Here is a 15194-nt window from a genome sequence, read left to right on the forward strand (position 1 = left end):
CCCCCCCCCCCCCCCCCCCCCCCCCCCCCCCCCCCCCCCCCCCCCCCCCCCCCCCCCCCCCCCCCCCCCCCCCCCCCCCCCCCCCCCCCCCCCCCCCCCCCGCCCGCCGCGCCGCTGCGCGCGCCGCTCAGCGCGCGAGGGGCAGCAGGCCGGCGGCCACCGGCCGGCCGAACAGCCAGCCCTGGGCGCGGTCGCAGCCCATGTCGCGCAGCATGCGCGCCTGCTCGCGGGTCTCCACGCCCTCGGCGGTGACGACCATGCCGTGGGCGTGGGCGAGGCTGATGAGGGCCTCGACGACGGCGGCGGCGCGCCGGGAGGTGCCCAGGGGGCGCACGAAGCTCATGTCGATCTTCAGGAAGCTCAGCGGGAAGCGGTCCAGGTAGGACAGCGAGGAGTACCCGGTCCCGAAGTCGTCCAGGCCCACGCGGGCGCCGACGCTGCGCAGCTCCCCCAGGCTGGCGCGGGTGGAGGTGGACAGGTCGATCAGGGTGCGCTCGGTGACCTCGCACAGCAGGCTGGAGCCGGCGGCGCCGGTGCTCTCCACGCTGTGGGCCAGGCGGTGCGCGAAGGCGGGGTGCTCCAGCGTCTTGCCGGAGACGTTGAAGGAGACCTGCAGGCCGTTGCCCCCGGTGCGCCACTCGTTGAGCTGGCGCAGCACCTCCCCGAGCACCCAGGTGTCGACGTCGACGATGAGGCCGGTGTCCTCGGCGGTGTCGACGAACGCCTTGGGCTCCAGCAGCCCCTCGACGGGGTCCTGCAGGCGCACGAGGGCCTCGGCGGCCACGAGCCGCTCGTCGCGCAGGTCGACGATGGGCTGCCACACCACGCGCAGGCCGTCGGTGCGCAGGGCGCGGCGGACCTTGTGCTCGGCCTCGCGCCGGGCCTGGGCGTCGTCGCGCATGGCGGAGTCGTAGACGGCGACGCGGTCGCGGCCGGCGTCCTTGGCCCGGTACAGGGCCATGTCGGCGCTGCGGAACAGCTCGTCGCCGCTGCCCTCGTGCCCGACGGCGATGCCGGCGCTGGAGGTGCACACGAACGGCTCGGGCAGGCCGGGCAGCAGCACGGGCGCGCGCAGGCGCCGGATGAGGTTGTGGGCCATGACGGCGGCGGACTCGGGGCGGTCGACGCCGGGGACCATGAGGACGAACTCGTCGCCGCCCAGGCGCGCCAGGGTGGAGCCGGCGGGGGCGGCCTGCTGCAGGCGCACGGCGATCTGGCGCAGCAGGGCGTCGCCGATCTGGTGGCCCAGGGTGTCGTTGACGAGCTTGAAGCGGTCCAGGTCGAGCAGGACGAGCGCGACGGCGGAGGTCGGGGTGGCGGTGCGCAGCGCCTCGTCCAGGCGCACGTCGAGCACGGCGCGGTTGGCCAGGCCGGTGAGGGAGTCGCACTGGGCCAGGCGCACCAGCTCGCCGGTGGAGCGGTCCCCGGAGGCCAGGTCGAGCACGAGGCCCTGCACGACGCCGGAGCGGGAGGTGTCCAGCGGGACGCTGGTGCCCAGGAAGGTGCGCTCGCTGCCGTCGGCGCAGCGCACCCGGAAGGGGTAGGGCACCGAGGCACCCCCCGTGCGGGCGGCGGGGTCCCCCACGCTGGTGAAGGGGCCGCGGTCGTCGGGGTGGACGCGCTCGCGCCAGGTGGCCAGGTCGGGGTCGGGCTCGGCGGGGTCGAGGCCGAGCACGTCGCGCAGCCGGTCGTCGAGGGTGAAGCGGCCGGTGGCGGGGTCCCAGGACCAGGAGCCCAGCCCGGCCAGGCGCACGGCGCCGGAGAGGAGCTGCTGGGCGGCGGCCAGGTCGGCGGCGGAGCGCCGGGCGTCGCGGGCGGCCCGCACGGCGCACCAGGCGGCGCCGGCGGCGCCGGCGAGCAGGTCCAGCGGGGCGCTGCCGGGGGCGGGGGCGCCCCACACGGCCAGGCGCGGGGCCCGGGGGTCGCCGGCGACGAGCTCGACGACGGCGGCGGGGGCGGTGCGGGCCAGGTCGGCGCCGGTGGTGCGCCGGCCGCGCACGGGGGCGGCCTCGCCGCGGGAGGCGAGGACCTCCAGCTCGCGGTGGCGCGAGCGGGCCACGGTCTCCAGCAGCAGCACGCGGCCGTAGCCGGCGCTCTGGATCTCGTCGACGACCTCCTCGGCCAGGGCGGCGAGGTCGGCGCAGTCGGCGAAGCGGCGCTGGGCGCGCAGGACGGCGGCGGTGAGGTTGGCGCGGGCGGCCGCCTCCACGTCGAGGGAGACGTCCAGGGGGACGTCCGGGGTCGCCCCGCCCTCCAGGCGGGGGGTCTGGGCGCCGGCGCGCAGCGCCGCACCGGTGCGCAGGACCGAGGTCGTCGGAGAACCCGTCACGCGTCAGCTCCCGTCCTCGGGCAGCCGGTGCTGCCCGGCCCCAACTAGCTACTCAACGTCATTGACTGTAACCCGCTGTGGAGGAACCCGGTAGCGAACCGGTGGCGCGGGCCAGGATCGTTGCCGGTGGTCATTAGCTTGGCTAAGGAGTAGCGTGGTGGACGTGACCAGCGCCACCCCCGAACCGGCCCCACCGGCGCCCCCCGCAGCACCCCCCGCCCCTCCCGCGGCGCCCTCGACGGCCCCCTCGGCGGCACCCCCGCCGGGGCCCCCGCCGGCGCGGCCCGGCGACGACGACCTCGACCGGCTCGCCGTCGACCTGCGCGTCGCGCTGCTGCGCACCGCCCGCCGGCTGCGCTCGCAGAAGAGCGTGGAGGACCTCAGCGACGGGCAGTTCTCCGTCCTGGCCCACCTGCACGTGCACGGCCCGCGCACCCCCGGCGAGCTGGCCGAGGCCGAGCACGTGCGCCCGCCGTCGATGACGCGCACCGTGGCGGCCCTGGCCGCGGCGGGCTACGTGGAGCGCACCGGCCACCCCGACGACGGCCGGCAGGTCCTCGTCCTCCCCACCGCGGCCGGCCGCGCCGCCGTCGAGGACACCCGCGCCCGCCGGGCCGCCTGGCTCGGCGAGCGCCTGGCCCGCCTGGACGAGGGCGAGCGCGCCACCCTGGCCGAGGCCGCCCGGCTGCTGCGCGCGGTGGTCGAGGAGTGAACCGGACCTTCCGCTCCCTGCGGCACCGTGACTACCGCCTGTGGGCCTCCGGCGCGATCGTGTCGAACACGGGCACCTGGATGCAGCGGGTGGCCCAGGACTGGCTGGTCATCCAGGTCCTCACGAACGGCTCGGGCACCGCCGGCGGCATCACCACCGGGCTGCAGTTCGGCCCGATCCTCGTGCTGGCCCCGGTGGCCGGCTGGGTCGCCGACCGCTTCCCGCAGCGGCGCACCCTCATGGCCACGCAGGCGGCGATGATGCTCGTCGGCCTGGTGCTGGCGGTGCTGGTCCTGGCCGACGCCGCCCGGCTGTGGCACGTCTACGTCCTGGCGACCCTGCTGGGCTGCGCCTCGGCGATCGACGGCCCGGTGCGCCAGACGTTCGTCAGCCAGCTCGTGCCTCCCGAGGACCTGCCCAACGCCATCGGGCTGAACTCCGCCTCCTTCAACGCCGCGCGCCTGCTCGGCCCCGGCCTGGCCGGGCTGCTCATCGCCTGGTTCGGCACCGGGCCGGTGTTCCTGATCAACGCCGCCTCGTTCCTGGCCCCGCTGCTCACCCTGCACCTGATGCGCCCGGCGCACCCGGTGCCCCGCGAGCGCCCCGCGAAGGGCACCGGCGGGATGCGCGAGGGCCTGCGCTACGTGCGCGAGCGCCCGGACCTGGTGGCGGTCTTCGCGCTGGTGGGCGTGGTGGGGACCTTCGGGCTGAACTTCCAGCTCACCTCCGCGCTCATCACGAGCGTGAAGTTCGGCCGGGACGCGGCGGCCTTCGGCGTGGCCGGCACGGTGCTGGCGGTCGGCTCGCTGCTGGGCGCCCTGGTCGCCGCGCGGCGCGAGCGCCCGCGCTGGCGGCTGGTCATCGGCGCGGCGCTGGCGTTCGCGGTGACCGCCTCGGTCTCGGCGGTGATGCCCAGCTACTGGCTGTACCTGGTAGTGCTGCCGTTCCTGGGGCTGTCCTCGCTGACGCTGCTGACCGCGGCGAACGCGACGGTGCAGATGAGCACCGAGCCGCGCGTGCGCGGGCGGGTGATGGCGCTGTACATGTCGCTCATGCAGGGCGGCACCGTGGTCGGCGGCCCGTTCGTGGGCTGGGTCGGCACCCGCTTCGGGCCGGAGTGGTCGGTGCTGGTGGGCTCGATCCCCTCGGGGCTGGTGGCGGTGCTGGTCGCGGTGCTCGTGCTGCGCCGGGCGGAGGTGCGGGTCACGTACTCCCTGCGCACCACCCCGCACCTGCGCGTGGTGCCGGTGCGCTCCCCCGACGGCGGCGACGAGCGCGACGTCGCCGCGGCCTGAGCGGTCCGGGGCACCCGCGCGGCGGGCGGAGAATGGGGGCGTGCCCACCACCGACCTGGCCACCGCCCTGTCCGACGTCCGCGCGCTGCTGCTGGACGAGCAGCACCTCGTGCGGGCGGTCGCGGCGGGGCGCCGGCGCGGGCTGGAGCCGCCTGAGCACGAGCGGGTGGAGGTGCGCCCGGTGGCGCTGCGCTCGGGCCCGCACCTGCAGTTCACCGCCCGCACCGGCCCGGTGGTGAGCACCCGCAACGTGCCGGCCGCGCAGGCCGCCGGCGCCGTGGACGCGCTGCTGGCGCAGCCGCACGGCAACTGGCACGTGGAGACGGCCGCGCAGACGGTGCAGCTGCGGGTGACGAAGAAGGGCGAGGCGCAGGTGCACCGCACCGCGCGCGAGGGGGCCGCGCCGGCGGGCCCGCAGGCGCACGACCGCCCCAAGCAGCGCCTGGTGGACCCCGACGACCCGGTGTTCCGGGTGCTGGGCGCCGGCGGCGACAAGCGCCGGCAGGTGGAGGCGTTCGTGCGCCAGCTCGCGCCGCTGGCGCCGGGGGTGCTGGAGCAGGCCGGGCCGGTGGTGCGGGCGGTGGACCTGGGCTGCGGCAACGCCTACCTGACGTTCGCGGCGCACCGGTGGCTCTCGCAGCGGGCCGCCGCCGACGGGCGCGAGCTGCGCACGGTCGGCGTGGACGTGCGCGAGGACGTGCTGGAGCACGGCCGGCGCGCGGCGCGCGAGGCGGGCCTGGACGGGCTGGGCTTCGCGCGCGGCACCATCGCCGCGGCCGAGCCGTTCGCGCCGGGCGAGCGCCCGGACGTGGTGGTGGCGCTGCACGCCTGCGACACCGCCACCGACGAGGCGCTGGCGCGGGCGGTGCGCTGGGGGGCGCCGCTGGTGCTGGCCGCGCCGTGCTGCCACCGCGACGTGCAGCGGCAGATCGCCGCCTCCGGCGAGCGCGGGCCGGTGGTGCGCCACGCGATCCTACGCGAGCGGTTCGCGGACGTGCTCACCGACGCGCTGCGGGCGCTGGTGCTGCAGCTGCTGGGCTACCGGGTGGAGGTGGTGGAGTTCATCGACTCCGCCCACACGCCGCGCAACGCGATGCTGCGCGCGGTGCGGACGGGGTCCGCACCGCGCGCCGAGCACCTGGCGGAGTTCGACGGGCTGTGCCGCGAGTGGGGCGTGCAGCCCGCCCTGGCGGCCGCGCTGGCCCCGGAGCTGGACGCGGTGCGCTCAGCCCTGGCCCAGGGCGCGGCGGGGGACCGGGAGCCTCAGGCCGCGCTGTAGGTCAGGCACTTCGTGGCGCCGTCGTCCGCGGTGCCGACCTCGATGGCGGCGGCGCGGCAGGTCAGGTCCGAGTTGTGCCGGCAGTCGGCGAGCTGGCAGGCGCCGACGTGGCCGTCGGGGGCCGTGCGGTGCTTGGTGGGCAGGCCCAGGAAGGTGCCGCAGTGGTTCGCGCCGTGGTCGCCCACGGTGATCGTCGGGGCGTGGCAGGACACGTCCGCGTTGAAGGTGCACCCGCTGACGGAGCACTGGTGGATGGGGGTCAGGTCCAGGTTCACGGTCGCCATGCCTTCGACCATAACGGCGCACCGCATTCCCCGCCACGAAGGAACGCCTTTCCTACGTCATTCCCGAAAAGGCAGGTGAGGCATTCCTTCGTGGCTCCGGGAAACGAAGGTCAGGCTTTCCTGAGGCGTTCCACGACGTGGTCCACGCACGCCGTCAGGGCCCGCACGTCCTCGGGGTCCACGGCCGGGAACAGCCCGACGCGCAGCTGGTTGCGCCCCAGGCTGCGGTAGGGGAAGACGTCCACGACCCCGTTGCGGCGCAGCACCTCCTGCACGGCGGCGCTGTCGATCGAGGCGTCCAGGTCGATCGTGGCGACCACGGTGCTGCGCGCGGCCTCCTCGGCCACGAAGGGCGCCGCCCACTCCCGCTCGGCGGCCCAGCCGTAGACGACGGCGGCCGAGCGCGCGGTGCGCTGCGCGGCCCACGCCAGGCCCCCCTGCGCCAGCAGCCACTCCACCTGCTCGGCCAGCATCACCAGCGTCGCCACCGCGGGGGTGTTGTACGTCTGGTCCTTGCGCGAGTTCTCCACCGCGGTGAGCAGGTCCAGCGACGGCGGCACCCACCGCCCGGTGGCCGCCACCTCCCGCGCGCGCTCCAGCGCGGCCGGCGAGAGCAGCGCCAGCCACAGGCCCCCGTCGGAGGCGAAGGACTTCTGCGGGGCGAAGTAGTACGCGTCGGTCTGCGAGACGTCGACCGCCAGGCCGCCGGCGCCGGAGGTGGCGTCCACCAGCACCAGCGGCCCGCCGTCGGCCGGGGCGGGCCCCTCTGGGCGCAGCACGGGCGCCATCACGCCGGTGGAGGTCTCGTTGTGCGGCCAGGCCACGGCGTCGACGCCCTCGGCGACGCCGGTGGACCGGGGCAGGGTGCCCGGCTGGCCGCGCACCACGACGGGCTCGGCGAGGAACGGCGCGCCGGCGGTGACGCCGGCGAACTTGGCGGAGAACTCCCCCAGCACCAGGTGCTGGGAGCGCTCGCGCACCAGGCACAGGGCGGCCACGTCCCAGAAGGCGGTGGAGCCGCCGTTGCCGAGGACCACCTCGTACCCCTCGGGCAGCTCGAAGAGCCGCGCCAGGCCCTCGCGCACGCGGCGCACGAGGGACCTCACCGGCGCCTGGCGGTGGGAGGTGCCGAGCACGGTGCGCCCGGCGCGCACCAGCGCCTCGACCTGCTCGGGGCGCACCTTGCTGGGGCCGGAGCCGAAGCGGCCGTCGGCGGGCAGCAGCTCGGCGGGGATGCGGACGTCGGGGACCTCGCTCACGGGGTGGATCCTCCCGCAACGCCGCCGCGTCCCGCGCCGCACCGCCCGCCGCACCAGCCGCCGCACCAGCCGCCGCCCCGCACCGGCACCGCGTCCCGGCGGGTGCTCCGGGCGCCGCCGGTGCAAGGTGGTGCCCGTGGACGACCCCTTCGACCTGCAGCGCTTCGTCGAGGCCCAGGAGGGCACCTACGAGCGCGCCCTCGCCGAGATCGCCGCCGGCCGCAAGACCTCGCACTGGATGTGGTGGGTCTTCCCGCAGGTGGCCGGCCTGGGCAGCAGCCCCACCTCGCAGCGGTACGCGGTCTCCGGGCTGCCGGAGGCGCAGGCCTACCTGGCGCACCCGGTGCTGGGGCAGCGGCTGCGCGAGTGCGCCCGGGTGCTGCTGGACCTGCCCGGCCGGGACCCGGTGGCGGTCTTCGGCGAGGTGGACGCGGCCAAGCTGCGCTCGTCGATGACGCTGTTCGCCGCGACCGACCCGGAGGAGCCCACCTTCGACGCGGTGCTGGAGGGGTTCTTCGGCGGCGAGCGCGACGGGCTGACGGAGGACCGGCTCGGCTGAGGCCGCTCCCCCGCCGGCGGCCGGTCAGCCGCAGGACGCCCCGGGCGGGTTCAGCGCCGGGGCGGGGCCGACAGGGCCGGCCAGCCGATCGGCGAGGAGGCGTGGTGCACCACGTGCAGGTGCTGCACCACGTGGACGTGGTGCACGACGTGCCCGGAGACCTCCACCTGCACCGGCCCGCGCGCGCCCGGCCCGGCGAGGGCCCGGCGGGCCACCTCCAGCGCGACGCGCGCCGCGAGCGTCACCGCCACCGTCGAGGCGCTGACCACCACGGGGTTGCGGGCGAGCTGCGGCAGGCTGCCGCGCAGCGCCAGCGCCCGCCGCCGCCACGGTTCGGCCGCGCGCCCGCCCGCGTGCGGCAGGGGCAGCCGCTCGGCGACCGGCGCGCCGGTGCCGGCCCCCTCCGGTGCGTGCCCGTCCACGGTCCCGTCCTCGCCCGCTGTCGCGCTCATGCACCGATGGTGCGCGCCCGGGCGCTGCCGGGTCCACCGTCCGGGCCGGTGCGGGCTCAGCCGCCGGAGCCGAACCGCTCGGTGCGGATGCGCCCGGCGCCGTGCCCGGCGGCCAGCAGCAGGTCCGCGACGGTCTCCACGAAGGCGGTGGGCCCGCACACGTAGCAGGTCGGCCCCTGCTCGGCGGGCAGGACGGCGCGCGCCAGCAGGGCGGCGTCCAGGCGGCCGGGCGGGCGCCGGTCGCCCTCGGGGGCCCGCCGGGTCCACACGGCCTCGAAGGAGAAGCCCGGCTGGGCGGTGCCGCGGTGCAGCAGCTCGGGCAGGTGCATCGCGGCGGCGGGGGTGCGCGCCGAGAGCAGCAGCCGCAGCGGCACGGGCGAGCCGGCGTCGGCGTGGGTGCGCACGACCGACACCAGCGGCACCACGCCGGAGCCGCCGCCGACGAGCTGCACGGGGCCGGGGTCGGACGGGCGCCAGACGAACCAGCCGCCCAGCGGGCCGGTGACCTCCAGCACGTCGCCGGGGCGCACCTCGTGCACGAGGAACGGGGAGACCTCCCCGTCGCGGACCTCCTGCACGCCCACCTCCAGGCGGGCCGGGCCGGGCCCGGTGGCGGCCGACGCCAGGGAGTACGAGCGCACGGCCCGGTAGCCGTCGGGGGCGCTCAGGCGCACGTCGAGGTGCTGGCCGGCCAGGTGGCCGGGCCAGTCGGGGACCTCCAGCACGAGGGTGCGGGCGGTGTCGCCCTCGGGGCGGACCGCCGCGACCCGGGCCGGGCGCCAGCCGTTCAGAGCGCGTACCTCTGCTCGCGCCACGGGTCGCCGCGGGGGTGGTAGCCGGCCTTCTCCCAGAACCCGAGCCGCTCGGTGGTGGACAGGGTCAGCGAGCGCACCCACTTCGCCGACTTCCACAGGTACAGGTGCGGCACGAGCAGGCGCGCGGGCCCGCCGTGCACGGGCGCCAGCGGCTCGCCGCCGCAGCCGGTGGCGATCCAGGCGCGCCCGCCGAGCAGGTCCGCCAGCGGCAGGTTCGTGGTGTAGCCGCCGTAGCAGGTCACCAGGGCGTGCTCGGCGGAGGTGCTCACGGAGGAGAAGAACGCGTCCAGGGGGTACCCGGTCCAGCGGGTGCCGAACTTCGACCAGCGGGTGACGCAGTGCAGGTCGGTCTCGACGTCCACGCGCGGCAGCCGGTGCAGGCCGTTCCAGTCCCAGTGGTGCGAGCCGCCGGTCTCGGTGGTGATGCTGAAGCGCCACTCGGCGGTGTCCACGCGCGGGGTCGGCCCGGCCGAGAGGACGGGGAAGTCCTCGGTGCGGTACTGGCCCGGCGGCAGCTCGTCGCTGCGCTCGCGGCACCGGCCGGTGAAGCCGCGGGTGACGCGCGGCACGCGCAGCTCCCCGGCGCCCTTCCCGGCGTCCCCCGCGGCGCCCTCCACGGGGTCCTCCCCGGTGCTCACGGCAGGATCGCGTCGACGTAGCCGCCGTCGACGCGCACCGCGGCGCCGGTGGTGGCGGAGGCGAGCGGGGAGGCCAGGTAGCAGCACATGTTCGCGATCTCCTCCGGCTCGATGAGCCGCTGCAGCAGGGACTGCGGGCGGTGCTCGCGCATGAACCGCTGCTGCGCCTGCTCCCACGGCAGGTCGCCGGGCACGAGCTGGCGGACGAACTCCTCCACCCCGCCGGTGTGCGTGGGGCCGGCCAGCACGCTGTTGACCGTGACGCCCGTGCCGGCGGCGGCCTTGGCGAAACCCCGGTGCACCGCGAGCAGGGCGGTCTTGGAGACGCCGTAGTGGATCATCTCGGCCGGGGTGACGACGGCGGAGTCGCTGGAGACGTACTGCACGCGGCCCCAGCCGCGCTCGACCATCCCGGGCAGGTAGTGCCGGGTGAGCCGCACGGCCGTGAGCACGTTCGTCTCGAAGTAGCGGCGCCACTCGTCGTCGTCGATGGTCAGCGGGTCCGCGGCGCCGAAGATCCCGAGGTTGTTCACCAGGACGTCGGCGGCGGGGACGGCCTCGAGAAGGCGGGCGGTGCCCTGCTCGCTCGTGAGGTCGGCGGCGACCCAGCGGGCCTGGCCGTTCACGGTGCCGGCTGCCTCGCGCAGCCGCTCCTCCGAGCGCCCGGTCAGCACGACGGCGGCGCCCGCCGCCGCCAGGCCGCGGGCGACGGCCAGGCCGATGCCCTGGGACGAGCCGGTCACCACGGCGGTCTTCCCCGTCAGGTCGATGCGCATGCCCGTTGTCTACCGGGGCGCGCCGGGGCGGGCCAGTCCCCGGCGGGACCACCTGCGCGCACTGCCCGCGCTCAGGCCTCGCGGGCCCCGTCGAGGTCCCACACCGACAGCCGCCCGCACATGCCGAAGCGCTCCCCCGGCACCGCGTCGGCGCTCAGCACGCGGGCGCCGGCCAGGTGGGCGGGGTCGGCGGCGGCGAGGGCGTGGAGGTGCTCGCCGGTGCGCTCGGCCTGGGCCAGGGGCCGCTGCCGCCACAGCTCGCGCCAGCCGCCGGCGCGCGGGGCGACCAGGCGGGCGGCGGCGGCGTGCAGGTCGGCCAGGGCGCCGGGGCCCTCGGCGGCCACGCGCTCGCACCAGTGCGCGTACCCGGCCAGGGCCAGGTCGCGGCGCCGGCGCGCCTCCTCCTCGGTGCCGGCGCGGGCGGCGGCGGCGTAGGCGCCCGGGTCGGCGAGCACGTCGGCGGGGAAGGTGAGCACGGCGTCGCCGGCCTCGGGCAGCCCGGCGTTCTGCATGACGACGAGCAGGCGCAGGTCGCCGGAGGTGTTCACCAGCCGGTGCACGGTGCCGGGGGTGAACCACAGCAGCGCGCCGGCGGCCAGGGGGTGCTCGGCGTACCCGGCGGCCGAGAGCGTCTGCACCGCACCGGTCCCGCCGAGCACGGCGTAGCCCTCGGCGGAGGCGGTGTGCAGGTGCGGGGAACCGCCGCGCAGGCCGTCGGCGGCGGGCCAGTCGTACACGCGCAGCGCGGACAGGCCCACCGCGCCGGGGAACGCCTCGACGCCCGGCACGCCGGCGCCCGCGCTCAGACGCACTCCTCGAACCGCTTGCGCACCAGGCGCAGCACGTCGTCGGGGTCCTCGCCCCACCAGCGCGCGGAGAGGACCTCGACCTCCACGGGGCCGTCGAAACCGGTGGCGGCGACCTGCGCGGACAGCCCCGGCAGGTCGATGAGGCCGTCGCCCATCACGCCGCGGTCCAGCAGCAGGTCGGTGGTCGCGGGCAGCCAGTCCGAGACGTGGTAGCCGAGCACCTTGCCGGCGGCGCGCTGCAGCTGCTGCTCCAGGGCCGGGTCCCACCACACGTGGTAGGCGTCGACGACGACGCCAAGGGAGCCGGGGTGGGCCGGTTCCAGCTCCTCGACGAGGTCGAGGGCCTGGCCGAGGGAGACGACCACGGAGCGCACGCCGATCATCATCGGGTGCAGCGGCTCGATCGCCAGGCGCACGCCGGCGGCGGCGGCGTGCGGCAGCAGGGCGGCGACGCCGTCGCGCACGCGGGCGCGGGCGGCGGGCAGGTCGCGGTCCACCAGCGGCCCGCAGACCAGCACGAGGGCGTCGGCGCCCAGCTCGGCGGCCTCCTCCACGGCGCGGCGGTTGTCGTCCAGCACGGCGGCGGGGTCGGCGCCGGGGTCGGTGAACATCCCGCCGCGGCACACGGAGCTGACGCGCAGGCCCGCGTCGCGCACGAGGCGGGCGGCGTGCTGCAGGCCGGTGGCGGCGATCTTGTCGCGCCACAGGGCGATCGCACCGACCTCGTGCCGCTCGCACCCGGCGACGGCCTGCTCCAGGGACCAGGAGTTGACGGTGATCTGGTTCAGGCTGAGGCGTGCGGTGTCCACGGGCGGGCTCCCCCTCGAGCTGGAATGCGCTTTCCGCAGAGGGTGCCACAGCGGCCCCGGCCGGTCAACGGCGCGCGCCCCGGCCCCCGCGCCGTGGCGGGGACCGGGGCGCGCGCCGCGCGGGCTCAGGACCCGCTGTGCTCGCCGGGCTGCTGCCCGCTCGTAGCGTCGCCGGAGCTGTCGCCGGAGGTGTCGGCCCCCGAGCCGGGGCCGGTGCTCTCGTCGGCCTCCTCGGCCTCGAGCGCGAAACCGGTGTCGTTGCCGTAGCCGTTCTCGGTGGGCGACTCGGCGGCGGCGGGGCTGCCGGGCTCCTGGCTGGGCGTGGTCATGGTGCTCCTCTCGCGGGGTGCTGCGGTGGTGTGGGTGGCGTCGGCGGCGCGCCGCTCAGGGGCGGAAGACCGCCCGCAGGCAGCCGTCCTGCTTCTCCTTGAACATCTCGTAGCCGCGCACGGAGTCCTCCAGCGGCATCTCGTGCGTGGCCAGGAAGCTGGTGTCCAGCTCGCCGTCGGCGATGTGCTGCAGCAGCCGCGGGACGTAGCGCTGGCCGTGCTGCTGCGAGGCGCGGATGGTCAGGCCCTTGTTGAGGACCACGCCCATGGGGAACTTGTCGGTGAGCCCGTACACGCCGAGCACCGCCACGACCCCGCCCTTGCGGCACGCCAGGATCGCCTCGCGCAGCGGGGTGGCCCGGTCGGTCTCCAGCCGCAGCGCCTGCTTGGCGCGGTCGTAGGCCTCCTGCACGCCCGTGCCGTGCCCCTCCATGCCCACGGCCTCGATGACGGCGTCGGGCCCGCGCCCGCCGGTGGCCTCGCGCAGCACCTCCTGCACGCTGTCGACCTGCGAGTAGTCGACCGTCTCGGCGCCCACGCGCGTGCGGGCCAGCTCCAGCCGCTCGGGCAGGCGGTCCACGACGATGACGCGCTCGGCGCCCAGCAGCCTGGCGCTGGCGGCGGCCATGAGGCCGACGGCGCCGGCGCCGAACACCGCCACCGTGTCCCCGGGGGTGATGTCGCAGTAGTCCGCGCCGGTGTAGCCCGTCGGGACGGCGTCGGAGGTGAACAGCGCCTGCACGTCGCTGACGCCCTCGGGCACGGGGAAGCAGTTCACGTCGCCGAAGGGCACCCGGACGAACTCCGCGTGCGAGCCGGCGTACCCGCCGAAGGGGTGGGTGTAGCCGTAGATCCCGCCGGTGGGGAACCCCATCAGCGGCTGCTGCAGGGCGGCGTTGGGGTTCGTGGTGTCGCACAGCGACCACATGTCGCGGGTGCAGTAGAAGCACTCCCCGCAGCCGATGAACGAGGGCACCACGACCCGGTCGCCCACCTTGAGCCGCTCGACCTCCGGGCCGACCTCGGCGACCACGCCCATGAACTCGTGGCCGAACACGTCCCCGGAGCGCATGCCGGGCAGGTACCCGTCGATGAAGTGCAGGTCCGAGCCGCAGGTGACGGTCAGGGTGACGTCGAGCACGACGTCGTGCGGGTTGATCACGCCCGGGTCCCGGACGGTCTCCACGGCGAGGTCGTTCACGCCGTTCCACACCAGCGCGCGCATCAGCGCTCCTCCTCACGGGCGGCGGGCTGCGGTTCGATGGTGGGCACCTCACCGGTCAGCAGCAGCGCGCGCAACCGGTACAGCAGCGTGAACGGCACGCCGCCGACCCCGGCGCTCAGCTCGCGCGCCACCTCGCAGGTGACCTCGGTGCCCAGCTCGCCGGGGGCGGGGCGGGTGCTCACGCGCAGCAGGACGTCCTCGTCCCCGCCCTGCCCCGGCTGCTCGCCGGTGCGCCCGCCCTCGGTGTCGTCCTCGCTGTCGCGCACGTCCTCCTGCGGCGCGCGCGGGCCCCCGTCCTCGGCGCGGCGCAGCTCCAGCCCGCCGTCGACCTCGACCGGGCGCGCCCGCAGCGCCTCGCCGGCGGCGGGGGTGAGGGTCCAGCGCCCGTCGGCCCCGGCCCGCGCGGTGGCCACGTCGCCCAGCAGGCGCGAGACCACCTCCGGGTCGCGCCAGGCGGCCAGCACCTCGGCGGCCGGCCGGGCGATCGTCAGGGTCTGCCGGGCCGGGCCCTCGCCGCCCTGCTGACCGAGGTGACCGGGCAGCACGCGCGCGGCGGCCCCCACGGCCGAGGCCACGGCCCCGCGCGCCTTCTCCCGCGCCTTCTGCGTCACGTCCACGCTCGATCCGCTCCGTCCTGCCCACCGGGCCGGGCCCGGGTGGGCGCTGCTCGCGGCGGCTCCTCGCCCCCGCCGGTCACGCTACGGCCGCCCCCGCCGGGCGGCACCTCGGCGCCGCCCCGGCCGGAGGCGCGCGCGGCGCGCCTAGGGTGGGGCGCGTGGAGGACCCCGCACAGCGCCGCGTGGACTACGGCGAGCGCTCGTTCGACGAGACCGACCTGGCCGCCACCCCGCTGGAGCAGTTCCGGGCGTGGTATTCCGAAGCCGTGGCGGCGGACGTGCCCGAGCCCAACGCCACGACCCTGGCCACGACCGGCCCCGACGGCGCCTCCGCGCGCACGGTGCTGCTCAAGGGCGTGGACGCGCGCGGGTTCGTCCTCTACACCAACCAGCGCTCGCGCAAGGCCGCCGCCATCGCGCACGACCCCCGGGTGGCGCTGCTGTTCACCTGGCACGGGCTGCACCGGCAGGTGGCGGTGCGCGGGCGCGCCGAGGTCGTCCCGCGCGCGGAGACGGAGGCGTACTTCGCCTCCCGGCCCTACGGCTCGCGGATCGGGGCGTGGGCCAGCGAGCAGTCGCAGCCGATCGCCTCCGCCGCCGAGCTGCACGCGCGCGAGGCCGAGCTGCGCCGGCGCTTCCCCGACACCGGCTCCCCGCACGACGTGCCCGCCCCGCCGCACTGGGGCGGCTACCTCGTGCGCGCCGCGGAGGTGGAGTTCTGGCAGGGCCGCACCTCGCGCCTGCACGACCGCCTGGTGCTGCTCAGCCGCGACGGCGCCCCCGCCGCCCTGGACGACGCCGCGGCCTGGCGCCTGGAGCGCCGCCAGCCCTGAGCGGGGGCCGGCACCGGCCCCCTCGACCCGACGCCCCTAGCCCGGCGCCCCCGGCCCGGGGGGGGGGGGGGGGGGGGGGGGGGGGGGGGGGGGGGGGGGGGGGGCGGCGCCCGCCCGCGCCCCCCCGCCGCCCGGCGCGGCGCGGGAGGGCGGGCTCGTCGTCCGCCCGCCAGC

The 15194-nt window shown here is 77.2% G+C and carries 17 protein-coding genes; 5 read left to right on the top strand and 12 right to left on the bottom strand.

Annotated features, from left to right (window positions below; translation table 11 throughout):
* Positions 1–127 precede the first annotated feature (127 nt).
* A complete protein-coding gene (locus ACRYR7_RS18660) occupies positions 128–2329 on the bottom strand; it encodes a putative bifunctional diguanylate cyclase/phosphodiesterase (RefSeq protein ID WP_432573614.1) in 2202 nt (733 codons plus the stop codon).
* Between the two features lie 163 nt (positions 2330–2492).
* Between ACRYR7_RS18660 and ACRYR7_RS18665 the strand changes: the two genes are divergently transcribed.
* The 3 genes from ACRYR7_RS18665 to ACRYR7_RS18675 are packed head-to-tail and all read left to right on the top strand — an operon-like array spanning position 2493 to position 5615.
* Entirely contained in the window at positions 2493–3041 is a 549-nt protein-coding gene (locus ACRYR7_RS18665; protein WP_432573615.1) for a MarR family winged helix-turn-helix transcriptional regulator, read from the top strand.
* Entirely contained in the window at positions 3038–4336 is a 1299-nt protein-coding gene (locus ACRYR7_RS18670) for an MFS transporter (RefSeq protein ID WP_432573616.1), read from the top strand. Before ACRYR7_RS18665 ends, ACRYR7_RS18670 begins: the two co-directional genes overlap by 4 nt.
* A gap of 40 nt (positions 4337–4376) precedes the next feature.
* Entirely contained in the window at positions 4377–5615 is a 1239-nt protein-coding gene (locus ACRYR7_RS18675; RefSeq protein WP_432573617.1) for a class I SAM-dependent methyltransferase, read from the top strand.
* On the opposite strand, the gene ACRYR7_RS18680 is transcribed toward ACRYR7_RS18675, so the two are convergent.
* Positions 5600–5899, bottom strand: a complete 300-nt coding sequence (locus ACRYR7_RS18680; protein WP_432573618.1) for a DUF1540 domain-containing protein — start codon at positions 5897–5899, stop codon at positions 5600–5602. The two genes, ACRYR7_RS18675 and ACRYR7_RS18680, sit on opposite strands and share 16 nt — an antisense overlap.
* Positions 5900–6009: 110 nt before the next feature.
* Positions 6010–7158: a phosphoserine transaminase gene (gene serC, locus ACRYR7_RS18685; RefSeq protein WP_432573619.1), complete on the bottom strand. Its 1149-nt coding sequence runs from the start codon at positions 7156–7158 to the stop codon at positions 6010–6012.
* A 136-nt stretch (positions 7159–7294) separates the two neighbouring features.
* Here serC and ACRYR7_RS18690 point away from each other — a divergent pair, with 136 nt between their 5' ends.
* Positions 7295–7717, top strand: coding sequence for a DUF1810 domain-containing protein (locus ACRYR7_RS18690; RefSeq protein WP_432573620.1), 423 nt, complete (start codon positions 7295–7297; stop codon positions 7715–7717).
* A gap of 50 nt (positions 7718–7767) precedes the next feature.
* On the opposite strand, the gene ACRYR7_RS18695 is transcribed toward ACRYR7_RS18690, so the two are convergent.
* The 9 genes from ACRYR7_RS18695 to ACRYR7_RS18735 form a co-directional block, all read right to left on the bottom strand.
* The gene (locus tag ACRYR7_RS18695; RefSeq protein ID WP_432573621.1) at positions 7768–8169 is read right to left on the bottom strand and encodes a hypothetical protein; all 402 of its coding nucleotides are present in this window, start codon (positions 8167–8169) and stop codon (positions 7768–7770) included.
* Positions 8170–8225: 56 nt separating this feature from the next.
* Positions 8226–8984: a ferredoxin reductase gene (locus ACRYR7_RS18700; protein ID WP_432573622.1), complete on the bottom strand. Its 759-nt coding sequence runs from the start codon at positions 8982–8984 to the stop codon at positions 8226–8228.
* Positions 8957–9553 carry a molybdopterin-dependent oxidoreductase gene (locus ACRYR7_RS18705; RefSeq protein WP_432573630.1) on the bottom strand — a complete coding sequence of 199 codons (597 nt, stop codon included), beginning with the start codon at positions 9551–9553 and terminating at the stop codon, positions 8957–8959. Before ACRYR7_RS18705 ends, ACRYR7_RS18700 begins: the two co-directional genes overlap by 28 nt.
* A gap of 65 nt (positions 9554–9618) precedes the next feature.
* Positions 9619–10398, bottom strand: a complete 780-nt coding sequence (locus ACRYR7_RS18710; protein WP_432573623.1) for an SDR family NAD(P)-dependent oxidoreductase — start codon at positions 10396–10398, stop codon at positions 9619–9621.
* A 71-nt stretch (positions 10399–10469) separates the two neighbouring features.
* Positions 10470–11210 carry a cupin domain-containing protein gene (locus ACRYR7_RS18715; RefSeq protein ID WP_432573624.1) on the bottom strand — a complete coding sequence of 247 codons (741 nt, stop codon included), beginning with the start codon at positions 11208–11210 and terminating at the stop codon, positions 10470–10472.
* On the bottom strand, positions 11201–12016 hold the full coding sequence (locus ACRYR7_RS18720; protein ID WP_432573625.1) for a sugar phosphate isomerase/epimerase family protein: 816 nt from the start codon (positions 12014–12016) through the stop codon (positions 11201–11203). The genes ACRYR7_RS18715 and ACRYR7_RS18720 overlap by 10 nt, the downstream gene beginning before the upstream one ends.
* 125 nt (positions 12017–12141) lie before the next feature.
* Positions 12142–12345, bottom strand: coding sequence for a hypothetical protein (locus tag ACRYR7_RS18725; RefSeq protein WP_432573626.1), 204 nt, complete (start codon positions 12343–12345; stop codon positions 12142–12144).
* 55 nt (positions 12346–12400) lie between these two features.
* Positions 12401–13570: a zinc-dependent alcohol dehydrogenase gene (locus ACRYR7_RS18730; protein WP_432573627.1), complete on the bottom strand. Its 1170-nt coding sequence runs from the start codon at positions 13568–13570 to the stop codon at positions 12401–12403.
* The gene (locus tag ACRYR7_RS18735; RefSeq protein WP_432573628.1) at positions 13570–14187 is read right to left on the bottom strand and encodes a hypothetical protein; all 618 of its coding nucleotides are present in this window, start codon (positions 14185–14187) and stop codon (positions 13570–13572) included. The genes ACRYR7_RS18730 and ACRYR7_RS18735 overlap by 1 nt, the downstream gene beginning before the upstream one ends.
* 158 nt (positions 14188–14345) lie before the next feature.
* On the opposite strand from ACRYR7_RS18735, the gene pdxH reads away from it, so the two are divergent.
* A complete protein-coding gene (gene pdxH / locus ACRYR7_RS18740; protein WP_432573629.1) occupies positions 14346–15020 on the top strand; it encodes a pyridoxamine 5'-phosphate oxidase in 675 nt (224 codons plus the stop codon).
* Positions 15021–15194 lie beyond the last annotated feature (174 nt).

This window comes from Kineococcus gurbantunggutensis (assembly GCF_050871925.1).
Lineage (GTDB): Bacteria > Actinomycetota > Actinomycetes > Actinomycetales > Kineococcaceae > Kineococcus.

What these genes read in the sequence shown, in the direction of transcription:
- ACRYR7_RS18710 (WP_432573623.1), bottom strand. Translation starts at nt 10,398, where the DNA reads ATGCGCATCGACCTGACGGGGAAGACCGCCGTGGTGACCGGCTCGTCC.
- ACRYR7_RS18680 (WP_432573618.1), bottom strand. Translation starts at nt 5,899, where the DNA reads ATGGCGACCGTGAACCTGGACCTGACCCCCATCCACCAGTGCTCCGTC.
- ACRYR7_RS18730 (WP_432573627.1), bottom strand. Translation starts at nt 13,570, where the DNA reads ATGCGCGCGCTGGTGTGGAACGGCGTGAACGACCTCGCCGTGGAGACC.
- ACRYR7_RS18725 (WP_432573626.1), bottom strand. Translation starts at nt 12,345, where the DNA reads ATGACCACGCCCAGCCAGGAGCCCGGCAGCCCCGCCGCCGCCGAGTCG.
- ACRYR7_RS18695 (WP_432573621.1), bottom strand. Translation starts at nt 8,169, where the DNA reads ATGAGCGCGACAGCGGGCGAGGACGGGACCGTGGACGGGCACGCACCG.